Origin of the sequence: Salegentibacter sp. 24, assembly GCF_004362395.1 — a bacterium.
Taxonomy (GTDB): Bacteria; Bacteroidota; Bacteroidia; order Flavobacteriales; family Flavobacteriaceae; genus Salegentibacter.
In genome coordinates, this window is sequence record NZ_SNWE01000012.1 from 62362 (window position 1) to 74095 (window position 11734).

Annotated in this window: 14 protein-coding genes; all 14 read right to left on the minus strand. The window is 37.1% G+C overall.

The annotated features are described in order from the left end of the window. Positions 1-22: 22 nt before the first annotated feature. Positions 23-793, minus strand: coding sequence for a DUF4292 domain-containing protein (locus DET49_RS10140; RefSeq protein ID WP_133547988.1), 771 nt, complete (start codon positions 791-793; stop codon positions 23-25). Next, positions 794-2170 (minus strand): tetratricopeptide repeat protein, encoded by a 1377-nt coding sequence (locus DET49_RS10145; RefSeq protein WP_133547989.1) that lies wholly within the window; start codon positions 2168-2170, stop codon positions 794-796. Between the two features lie 69 nt (positions 2171-2239). Next, positions 2240-3256: a sugar phosphate nucleotidyltransferase gene (locus DET49_RS10150; protein WP_133547990.1), complete on the minus strand. Its 1017-nt coding sequence runs from the start codon at positions 3254-3256 to the stop codon at positions 2240-2242. A gap of 90 nt (positions 3257-3346) precedes the next feature. Continuing rightward, complete coding sequence (gene dut / locus DET49_RS10155) at positions 3347-3781, minus strand: dUTP diphosphatase (protein WP_133547991.1); 435 nt, start codon at positions 3779-3781, stop codon at positions 3347-3349. Positions 3782-3783: 2 nt separating this feature from the next. Then, positions 3784-5235, minus strand: coding sequence for an oligosaccharide flippase family protein (locus DET49_RS10160; RefSeq protein WP_133547992.1), 1452 nt, complete (start codon positions 5233-5235; stop codon positions 3784-3786). 25 nt (positions 5236-5260) lie between these two features. Continuing rightward, entirely contained in the window at positions 5261-5704 is a 444-nt protein-coding gene (locus tag DET49_RS10165; protein ID WP_133547993.1) for a hypothetical protein, read from the minus strand. 193 nt (positions 5705-5897) lie between these two features. Continuing rightward, positions 5898-6758, minus strand: a complete 861-nt coding sequence (gene atpG / locus DET49_RS10170) for an ATP synthase F1 subunit gamma (RefSeq protein ID WP_133547994.1) — start codon at positions 6756-6758, stop codon at positions 5898-5900. 43 nt (positions 6759-6801) lie between these two features. Further along, positions 6802-8382, minus strand: coding sequence for a F0F1 ATP synthase subunit alpha (atpA, locus tag DET49_RS10175; RefSeq protein WP_133547995.1), 1581 nt, complete (start codon positions 8380-8382; stop codon positions 6802-6804). Positions 8383-8498: 116 nt separating this feature from the next. Next, entirely contained in the window at positions 8499-9053 is a 555-nt protein-coding gene (atpH, locus tag DET49_RS10180) for an ATP synthase F1 subunit delta (RefSeq protein ID WP_133547996.1), read from the minus strand. Positions 9054-9058: 5 nt separating this feature from the next. Then, positions 9059-9553, minus strand: a complete 495-nt coding sequence (locus tag DET49_RS10185; RefSeq protein WP_133547997.1) for a F0F1 ATP synthase subunit B — start codon at positions 9551-9553, stop codon at positions 9059-9061. 92 nt (positions 9554-9645) lie between these two features. After that, positions 9646-9876, minus strand: coding sequence for an ATP synthase F0 subunit C (gene atpE, locus DET49_RS10190; protein ID WP_133547998.1), 231 nt, complete (start codon positions 9874-9876; stop codon positions 9646-9648). 24 nt (positions 9877-9900) lie between these two features. Next, complete coding sequence (atpB, locus tag DET49_RS10195; RefSeq protein WP_133547999.1) at positions 9901-10989, minus strand: F0F1 ATP synthase subunit A; 1089 nt, start codon at positions 10987-10989, stop codon at positions 9901-9903. Positions 10990-11123: 134 nt separating this feature from the next. Further along, entirely contained in the window at positions 11124-11519 is a 396-nt protein-coding gene (locus tag DET49_RS10200; RefSeq protein ID WP_243729604.1) for a hypothetical protein, read from the minus strand. After that, positions 11500-11730: an AtpZ/AtpI family protein gene (locus DET49_RS10205; protein WP_133548000.1), complete on the minus strand. Its 231-nt coding sequence runs from the start codon at positions 11728-11730 to the stop codon at positions 11500-11502. Before DET49_RS10205 ends, DET49_RS10200 begins: the two co-directional genes overlap by 20 nt. Positions 11731-11734: the final 4 nt, after the last annotated feature.

The following is an 11734-nucleotide window of genomic DNA, read 5'->3' on the forward strand; positions in this document are numbered from 1 at the left end:
CTAGAAAAATACCTAAACTTCATTATAAACTAATTTCTTCATAGCCTGATGGAATATCGAATGGAAAACTTAATTCCCCAGGATTAAATTCCAATGAGCGATAGGTGAGTTCGATTCTTGTACTATTCCCTGACTCATTGGCAATTATACTTATTTCTTCCGGAAAAATCCTTCCCTCTACCTCCTGATAGTCGGAATAGGTTACCGTTACACTTTTATTGTTTTCCGCTTGGGCCAGCTGCTGTGCAGAGGTCATAAATGTCTTAGGGTTCAACAGAAACATTTTTTTAATTAATCCTTCCTCAGAGGGCATGAACTGAAATCCTTTTGCAGTCTGAGAAAACTCATATTCTTCTTCCCGTAAATCATAAATTGCCTGACCAATCAATAAATTCTGCAATTTTTGGAAATCTAGTGGCGTACCTAATAAATCACTCAATAACCTAAAATCCCCATCAAAATAAGTTTGGCTAACCTTTTCATAATAGCTTACACGTGAAGGGGTGATATAAGCCTTAGCAACCGGAAAGCCTAAAACTGAAGCGCTCATCCAAATAGCGGTATCTTTCTTCATTCTAAAACTCAGGTTCACCGATTGTGTTCGGTCTTCACTTTGATAAACCGTTTTTAATTTACCAGTTAAGGTATTAAAATCTACCTCGTTTTGGTAATGTTTATTAATAATATTGGCAGCTTCAGCATTTTTAGTTGCAATTCCTTTTACACCTTTTCGGCTTCCGCAGGAAACAATAAAAAGGCTTAGCAATACTAAACCTAAAATCTTTCTGTACATTTATTCTAATTCTTTAATTATTGATTCGACCTTATGGGAAAAATCAGATGCTTCTTCTTTCTCACCCAATGCAGCATGTGCTTTGCTTAGCTGCGTATAAAAATCCACTTCCATCCTCGGATTATTTATTAAATAATCAAGCCCAAATGTAAGTATTTCAATTGCTTCATTATATTCTTTCAGTTGATTTAAAGCAATCCCCTGCAGTAAGAACAAAACAGGCTGCGCAGGAAACACTTCTAACATTTCCTTACTCAAATCCCGGGCCTTTTCATTCTTTTCTAACTCTAATTGAAGTAAAATAGTATTTTTTACCAACTGAAAATCATTTGTTTCTTTTTTTAAACCTGTTTCAAAAAAACTTAAAGCGTTTTCCTTTTCCCCACGATTCAAGTAATACTGCCCCAATTGCCTGTAGAGTTTTGGAGCATTTTCACGTTTACTAAGCATTTTACTCACCTGCATTAAATCGTCTTCATAGTCAGGATTACTATCTACAAAAAGCAGAAAATCATTAAGGACTTTAAATTTTGATTCAGGATCAATTTCTTCACTTTCAAAAACGACTTTCATAGAATTTACAGCTTGATCTGGCTCCTCTCTATCAAGATAAAATTTATAAAGCGCCAGATGAACCAATGTTGATCCAGGATTGGCCTCCAGTAGGTCTAAAGCTGTAAGATAGGCTTTTTGATGATCCCCCATATCGCTGTAGATATAAATGAGATCCAGGTAATTTTGTTCACTTTCAGGATTTATAGAAATGCTCCTTTCAAGATTTTTTATTTGCGCTGCCGTGTTCCCTGTGCGAGCATAAATTTGTCGCCGCAATTTATTTCGGTAAGAACTTGGACCTTTATCAGCATCCAATTGGTCAATTATCTGAAGTGCTTCCTCGTATTGAAGATCCAAAAGGTAAATATTCCCGAGCTTTTCTTTGTATTTCTCATCAAATTGTAGCAATTTTTTCAAAGTTGCTATAGAATTTTCATAATCCTTCGCCTGGGTGTAGTTCCTGTATAGTTGATTTAAAATATCTTCTCTTTCCGGAGCTAATTGGTGAGCTTTTTCAAGATTTGCTATGGCCTCCTCATATTTCTCTAATTCATTGTAATTTCTGGCCATTTCAAAATATACCACTGGATTATTCAATTCCAGTTTTTTGCATTGCTCTAAAGCATCCAAAGCTTTTTCATAATTCTCAATGCCCTTTTGTTTTAATGCCTCGAAAAAATACTCCTGAAATTCATCGGTAACATTTCCCAGGTCATCCTTATTCACATCTTTAAGCATAAGCTCCTTTTCCTGAGCAAAACTACTCTGAAATATAAATAATACTCCAAAAAGTAATATAACTATGAAGATGCAATTTTTCATATAAATCAATACAGGAGAACCTTTAAATAAGGGCTGATCAAAAAAGAATTCAATCAGCCTCTGTGAAATCTATTCCAAAGTTGAATAATCGCCAATACTAATTTGGGTAAATTCCCCATTAAATTTCGCAAAATTACCAATCATCGCATTATCAAGCTTTGCGTTTCTCACCTCAGCAAAGGTCTGAATTAAACTGTTCTTTAATTCAGAATCGGTGATTTTTGTGCCATCTCCAACTGAAACATTAGGACCGATTTTCGCGTTTAACAATTCTACATTTTCACCTATATAACAAGGTTCGGTGATTTCAGAATTAGTGATTTTCACAGAATTTGAAATCAATTTTACCCCATCCTGATGAAGAAAATTCAGCATTCGGCTATTTGTTTCTACGGTAACATTTTTATTTCCGCAATCCATCCATTCATCTACTGTCCCGGTTTTAAAAATCCTGCCTTCGGCCATCATTTTTTTAATACCGTCATTGATTTGGTATTCCCCCCCGTGCATTAAATTTTCATCCAGCACTTCCTCAAGTTTTCTCTTTAAAACAGCGATATCTTTAAAATAGTAAATTCCAATAACCGCCTGGTCGCTTACAAATTCTGTGGGTTTCTCAACCAGTTCTATAATCTCATCTTTTTCGTTAAGGTTTACAACTCCAAAGGCTTCGGGATTGTCCACTTTTTTGGTCCAGATCACCCCATCAGCATCTTTATCCAGTTTAAAATCGGCTTTTATCAATGTATCGGCATATGCGACCACGGCGGGGCCTGAAAGTGATTCTTTTGCGCTCATAATGGCGTGACCGGTTCCCAATGGTTGATCCTGACGGTAGATGGAAGCCTTTGCATTTAGGCTTTTTGCCAAGTCTTTTAAACTCTCTACCACGTCATCCCCAAAAAATGCCGGATCGCCAAGAATAAAAGCAATCTCATCTATGGGCTGATCCAACACTTTTGCAATATCCTCTACCAAGCGATGCACGATTGGTTTTCCCGCAACGGGAATTAAAGGTTTTGGTATGGTTAAGGTATGAGGACGAAGTCGTGAACCACGACCCGCCATAGGTACTATAATTTTCATAGGTTAAATTTATGATTCCTTTGTATATCGAGAACCTTCTGTTCATATTAATTTTCCGCACAACCAGTTACAACTGGTTAAACTATATTTTTACTTATTTCCGGTACTTCCAAAACCGCCGACGCCACGAATGGTTTCCTCTAACACCTCAACTTCCTTCCAGGAAATATGTTCGTGTTTAGCAATGACCAATTGAGCAATGCGTTCGCCGTTTTCTATGGTAAATTCATCGTTAGATAAATTCACTAAAATAACCCCGATTTCCCCGCGGTAATCGGCATCAATGGTGCCGGGAGCATTTAAAACAGTGATTCCCTTTTTAGCTGCAAGGCCACTTCTTGGTCTCACCTGCGCTTCGTAGCCTACGGGAAGCTCAATAAAAAGTCCGGTTTTTACAATGGTGCGTTCTAAAGGTTTTAACGTAATAGCTTCGGAAATATTGGCTCGAAGGTCCATTCCTGCTGAAGCTTCAGTTTCATAATGTGGCACTTTATGTGCCGATTTATTGATGATCTTTACTTGCATAGTTAAGATTGTAAGATTTGTATAAGTTGTTTTCTTTCAGAAACATATACCGTTCCAAGAAAGATGATTAATAAGCTTATTCCCACGAAATAATTTCCGCGGAAAACATAAAATGAAAATACCGAAAATAAGACGGACAGCACTAAATAGCCGCTTATTTTTTTAAGGTTATAAGGAATGGGATAATATTTTCTTCCGTAGAAATAAGAAAGCAGCATCATCACCCCGTAAGCCACTAAAGTTGCGATCGCGGAACCGGTATAACTAATAAATGGAATAAGCAGAATATTGAGTGCCAGGGTAAATAAAGCGCCAACAACTGAGATATAGGCGCCAAAACGGGTTCTATCTGTTATTTTATACCAAACCGAAAGATTATGATAAATTCCCAGGAACAAGTTTGCCAACAGAATGAGTGGCACAATATGCATCGCTTCCCAATAAGAATTATTCTGAATTAAAAGTTCTTTTAAAAGATCTATAAAAACGATCACCGCTACCAGGATAAAACTTCCAAAAACTACAAAATACTTGGTGATTATCGCATAGGTTTCCCGGGCATTTTTTGCATCGGCATGGCTAAAGAAAAAAGGTTCTATACCCAATCTAAAGGCCGTTGCAAAAAGGGTCATAAACAAGGCTAATTTATAGCAGGCAGCGTAGGCTCCAATCTCCTCGCGAGCTATATCTTTCGGAAGCAGGTAATCCAGCATGAGCCTGTCGAAAACTTCGTTTATCGAAAAAGCAAGTCCGGCGATCAAGACTGGAAACGCATAAGACATCATAGATTTCCAAAGCTTGCTATTAAAGCTGAAATCTATTTTAAAATAGAAAGGCAGCATCATCAAAAGCGTAACACCGCTGGCCACCAGGTTGGAAATAAAGATATAACTGATCTCAAAATCTGGTACATAAATACTTTGAAAAACTGAATTTTCTTGGGCCAGATCTTTTAAAAACAATAAGAAGAAAATGTTTAGACCCAGATTTATAGATACATTAATAATTTTAATTACTGCAAAACGCATTGGCTTTTCGGTTGCCCGCAACCAGGTAAATGGGATAATCACCAAAGCGTCAAGAAAGAGAATCCAAATAACGATTTGAATGTATCTAAGCGGAAAATTAGTGATTTCAGCAATAAAATCCTGCACTAAAAATGCCGCAGCGAAAAATACTAAAGAAGTAGCAACAATAGACCAGCCGGAAGTGCTTAAAACCTCCTTGCTGTTCTTCATTTTATTGTAAAACCTAAAAAAGGCAGTTTCCATCCCGTAAGCCAGGATGACATTAAAAAATACAAAATAGGCGAAGATTATTGAAACTTCGCCATATTCCTCTCTGGGTAAAACGTATGTGTAAAGTGGAATCATGATAACATTCAGCATACGCGGCAACACCGTGGCGAGGCCGTAGATGAATGTTTGCTGAAAGAGTTTCTTGAAGGTACTCAACAGGAAGGTAAATTAGATTTAAGGCTTAGTTTTTCTCTTCTATTCCTGTTAATTTGTAATATTTGGTTTTGTCGTTTTGCGAAAAAACAAGAATAGCTTCATCGTCTTCAATCTCAAACGGTACTTTCTCAGCTTTCTGTGGAACCCTGTTTTTGTTTTCCTCAGTAGGATCAGAACTCATTATATGCATCCCATTGGCAGTACTGAAATTAGCAGTAAAAAGATTGGTTTGCTCGCTATCCTGAATCAGGGGAGATTTCATTCCTCTAAAATAAACGCTTTTCAGGTTTATACGATTATCCTGAATAGCCGCAACGGGAATGTGGAGATCTAACCCATTTTCACCCTGTGTATAATAAATATCCTGAAACTGTGCTGGAGCTCGTTCCTGCAATTCTTTATTGCTACCGCAACCAGTTACAATACTTAAAACCAATAGGAGGCTGGAAAAGAAAAGAAAATTTTTCATCTATATAAATTTAATATTCACTTTATTAATTGTGGCTGTTGGCATTAACCTTTTAACCAAATGCCCATTATGGGCTTTCAATAGAAATTTTGTTGTTTAAAAGTACAAAAACAAAACGCATACCAAATAAAAAACCCGTAGTTAACTTACGGGTCTTTAGAACGGAATTACTTCCGGAATATTATTAAATGATTTATCCATTTAGTGCTTCAGCACCACCAACAATTTCCAGAATTTCATTGGTAATAGAAGCCTGTCTTGCCTTATTATAGGACAATTTCAGATCGTCTCTAAGCTCTTTAGCGTTATCGGTGGCTTTATGCATAGCCGTCATTCGGGCACCGTGCTCTGAAGCAAACGAATCTCGAAGGGCCTTAAATAACTGCATTTTTAAAGACTTAGGAATAAGTTCCTTTACAATCTCAATCTTGGAAGGCTCGAAAAGATAATCCAGTTGTTTTTCTTCTGCAGTTTCAAACTGTTCTATTGGTAAAAACTGCTCATGTTGCACAAATTGAGTAGCCGCATTCTTAAACTGGTTATAAACTAAAATAATTTTATCATATTTTTCGTCTAAGAATAACTGCATTAATTCTTCAGCGATCTCTGAAACGTTTTCAAACGTAAGTTCATCATAGATTGCATTGTTATTTTTATAAACTTCGTAGTCTTTCTTAAGTACATCATTAGCTTTTTTACCAAGTGTATAAAGCGCTAAATTGTTGGACTTGTAATCATTTTTAGCTTTGTATTTAACACCTTTTACAATATTGGTGTTAAAAGCACCTGCAAGCCCTTTATTTGATGAAATAGCAACAACCAATACGTTTTTAACTTCCCGGTCTTCAGCAAATTTACTACTAGTATCATCATCCAGGGTTGCACTTAAATCCTGTAACAGTTGAGTTAATTTTTCGGAATAAGGCCTCATCTGCGTAATGGCGTCCTGCGCCCGGCTCAACTTTGCCGCAGATACCATTTTCATGGCACTGGTGATTTGCATCGTCGATGATACCGAAGTAATCCTGCTACGTAATTCTTTTAAGTTTGCCATAGGTTTATTATGAAATTTCCGCAAAGGCGGGAATGACCACCTCTTACTTTTTATATTTAGCTGAAAGCTCCTTTGCTACGGAAACCAATGTATCTGTAACTTCGTCGGTTAATTTACCAGCTTTTAGCGTATCCAAGACGTCTCGATGTTTCGTGTTAAGAAATTCAAGATAGTCTCTTTCAAATTCTTTAACCTTTTCTACCGGAACGTCTTTTAAAAGGTTTTTAGAGCCTGCATAAATTATTGCAATCTGGTCTTCTACCGGGTAAGGATCGTTTTCAGCCTGCTTAAGGATTTCTACGTTACGCTTTCCTTTTTGAATAACTCTTAAAGTTGTTGGATCAAGATCTGAACCGAACTTAGCAAAGGCCTCTAGTTCACGGTATTGGGCCTGGTCTAATTTCAAAGTACCGGCAACTTTTTTCATCGATTTAATTTGCGCTGAACCACCCACACGAGATACTGAAATACCAACATCAATTGCAGGACGAACCCCGGAATTAAATAAATCCGAAGTAAGGAAGATCTGTCCATCAGTAATGGAAATAACGTTGGTTGGGATATATGCGGAAACGTCTCCTGCCTGAGTTTCAATAATCGGAAGCGCAGTTAAAGAACCTCCTCCTTTTATTTTACCTTTTAGGGATTCAGGAAGATCGTTCATACTTTGTGCAATATCGTCATTATTAATAACCTTGGCTGCACGCTCTAATAATCTTGAGTGTAGGAAAAAAACATCTCCAGGATATGCTTCACGTCCCGGTGGTCGACGTAAAAGCAGAGAAACCTCACGGTAAGCTACTGCTTGCTTGGAAAGATCATCGTAGATAATCAAAGCCGGACGACCAGTATCCCTAAAATATTCACCAATGGCTGCACCTGCAAATGGGGCATATACCTGCATTGGAGCAGGGTCTGATGCGTTTGCAGCAACAATGGTAGTATAGGCCAAAGCACCTTTATCTTCTAGTACTTTTGCTATACCAGCAACGGTTGAAGCTTTTTGCCCAATGGCAACATATATACAATGTACAGGTTTCCCTGCATCATAAAATTCTTTCTGGTTAAGAATGGTATCGATACACACGGTAGTTTTACCAGTTTGACGGTCACCAATTACAAGCTCACGCTGTCCTCTACCTACAGGAACCATCGCATCAATAGACTTGATCCCTGTTTGCAATGGTTCGCTTACCGGTTGACGGTAAATTACCCCAGGTGCTTTACGTTCCAGTGGCATCTGAAAAGTTTCCCCTTCGATTTCACCTTTACCGTCTATGGGCTGGCCTAAAGTATCTACTACTCGACCTACTATACCCTCACCAACATTAATAGATGCAATTCTTTCGGTTCTTTTAACTACAGATCCTTCTTTAACTTTCTTAGAAGGTCCTAGTAAAACGATACCCACATTGTCTTCCTCAAGGTTTAGCACCATTCCTTCAAGACCGCTTTCAAACTGAACCAATTCTCCATATTGCGCGTTGGCTAAACCGTACACATTGGCGATACCATCACCTACAGTTAATACAGTTCCCACCTCGTCTAAAGAGGCTCCACTTTCAAAACCTGATAATTGTTTCTTTAATATTGCTGATACTTCAGCAGGATTTACTTCTGCCATAATTATTTAAGATAAAATGCCACGTTAATCCAGTGACTGTTTTTATTAAATTTTTAAAAACCCATAACGGGCGTTTTATAAAAATCAAAGCCATTACCTATTAATGACCGCTAATTTTATATAGATGAAATATAAGAGTTGTTCTTTAACTCTCTTTTTAATCTATTGAGATTTCGAGCTACACTGGCGTCATATTGCAAATCACCCACTCTTAAAATAAAACCTCCTATAATATCCTTATTGATAACATTTTTTATTTTAGCACCACTGCCAGTTAATTCTTTGACTTTCGCTAAAACCTTTTCTTCCAGTTCAGCCGTTAAAGGAACAACTGAAGTTACCACAGCTTCCTGAGATTTATTTAATGAGTTGTAACGAAGGATATAATTTCTCGCCACAAGACCTAAAATATTAATTCTTCCATTCTCTATAAGCACATCAAAGGCGCCCTGGGTAATGTCTCCTGCATTTTTAAAGATCTCCTTTAAACTGGCCTTTTTAACAACCCCATTTACAACCGGACTTTTAACCATATCCGCAAGATCTTCGCTCTTTGCGATAGTTTGAGAAATCTGCTGCATTTCAGTAAAAACAGTGTCTGCAGAATTTTTCTCAATTGCCAAGTCTAAGATCGCTTTAGCATAACGTTGTGCTGCCCTAGTTCCTTTCATTATATTTAGTTTAAGGTAGCGTCATTCAACATCTTCTCTATCATTTGATGTTGTTTCTCTTCGGTAGACAATTCCTTTCCAATTACCTTTTCAGCAATTTCTATAGAAAGTGTAGCTACCTGGTTTTTGATATCGGCCATTGCAGCGCGTTTTTCAGTCTCGATACTTTCTTTAGCTTTAGCAACAATTCTATCTGCTTTTTGCTGCGCATCTGATTCAGCTTCAGCGATCATCTTCTCCTTCAACTGGCGTGCTTCTTTAAGAATTTCATCCCTTTCAACTCGAGCTTCCTGCAATAATTTTTCATTATCTGCTTTAAGGTTTTGCATTTCCTTACGAGCATCTTCAGCAGAAGCAAGAGCCTCGTTAATAGATTCTTCACGGCTCTTTACCGCACCAAGAATTGGCTTCCAGGCGAATTTAGCAAGAACAAGCATCAGAACTAAAAATACGATGGTTTGCCAAAAAATAAGACCAACTTCCGGAGTAATTAAATCCATAATTTTATATTTATATAATATTTTACTTATTCATTCAATAGAATAAATCTGTTCGCAACCAACCGTTACGAACAGATTTTTAAATTTTAGGACTAAGCCGGTGTAGTAAGCACCCCTAGCAATGCAGCTACAACTCCAAAAAGGGCAACTCCCTCTACAAGAGCAGCAGCAATAATCATTGCTGTCTGGATTTTTCCAGAAGCCTCTGGCTGACGGGCAATAGCGTCCATTGCGGCACCGCCAATTTTACCAACGCCAATAGCGGCTCCAACAACTGCTAATCCAGCTCCTAAAGCTGCAAGTCCAATGTGTAAATACTCCATAATAATAGAATTAAAAAATTAAAATTAATGATGTTCATGTTCCGCTACCGCCATCCCGATAAATAAGGCTGACAGCATTGTAAAAATAAACGCTTGAAGGAATGCTACTAGCAATTCCAGTATTGTAATGAAAAGAGCGAAAGGAACCGAGATCCCGGCAACTCCAGCACTTTCAAGTATAAATATCAATCCAATTAAACTTAAGATAATTATGTGACCCGCTGTGATATTTGCGAATAAACGAATCATAAGGGCTACTGGCTTAATAATTAAACCAAGAACCTCAACTATTGCTAAAATAGGTTTTACAAAAGTAGGGATTCCCGGCATCCATAAAGTATGTTGCCAAAAATCTCTGTTCCCGTTAATTAATATTAAAGCAAGCGTAAAGAGACCAAGAGACACAGTTACCGCGATATTCCCTGTTACGTTGGCTGCACCCGGCAACAATCCTAAAAGGTTGGTAATCCAAATAAAGAAGAATACGGTTAATAAAAACGGCATAAACTTCATATATTTTTTATCACCAATTTGAGGTCTCGCAATTTCATCTCGAACAAAAAGCACCAAGGTTTCTAAAATATTATTAAACCCTGCAGGAGCATTTTTATTCTTTCTATGATGTCCCGCCAGACCAAAAAAGAAGATTAACATTAATATAACCGTTAAAAAAATAGCGGCTACATTTTTAGTTATAGAAAAATCCCAGGGTTTACTGGCATTTATTGCCACATGATCTTCATTGAATTTTAGGCGCTCAGCACCTTCATCCAATCTGTAAATATCCTCATGATAATTCACGAAACGACCTCCATCGGCTTCTACCACGTATTCTCCTTCGGTATCGTGATGAAATTTACTAGACATAAAAGTCACCAACCCATCTTCAGTAAGAAGAATTACAGGCAATGGTAATGTAAATGAACTATCCCCTTCCCCAAAAAAATGCCAACCATGGGAATCACCAATGTGATGTAAAATCATATCGGTAGGATTAAATTCATCTTTCGATTCTTTTGCCTGCGGATCAGCTTTGGCAAAAGCATTCAAAGGGAGTAAGGCTAAGGCTAGTGTAAACGTCACTATAATCTTTAAAGATTTATGTGCTATCATAGTACCTGTTCTGCTTAAAATTATGGGCTCTAAATTCGGCTGCAAAGGTATACTTTTAATTTTTATTTGAAAGCACCCCAACTAAAATTTTAGCAAAAGGGTTATTTTTATCATTTTTGCTGACAAACAGCAATTTAAGCTTCTTTGTTTATTAATTTCACGGCATACAAGGTCTCAAAGATTAAAAACAGAAAATAGGGAATAAAAAAAGCAAGAATATTAATAAACACATCATTTACTTCATTTAAAACCAAGGGGAGTAAAAAAATAACTGCCGCTAGCATTTTAATTAGGCTTAAGCCCATAAAAGCAAAACCAGCTTTATCTGGAAAAGCCCTGTAAACGAATACCAGGCTTAAATAGATAAGTAAGGTCGCCATAAAAAGAAAAAGGTAAATACTAAAACTACTATAATAAAATTCTACATCCAAGACATAAGTTTGTAGTAGAAATTGAATTAAGCATAGTAAAACACTAAAAGGGAGCAATCGTTTTAGGAAGGCCAGTAATTCATTTTTCATTTTTTTCATCTTCTTCACTCATTTTACTTACACTCCGGTACACCTGATAAAGGGCAATAAAAACTCCCAAAAGCGATAGAGATATGGTAAAAGCGGAATATTTATTCGGAAATTTTCCGTCCAGCCATATTCCAAGAAAAACTCCTCCGGCTATAATAATCCCCATTTGAAATGCAATATTTACAAAACCTAGATATTTATTTAAATTACCGTTTTTCATTATT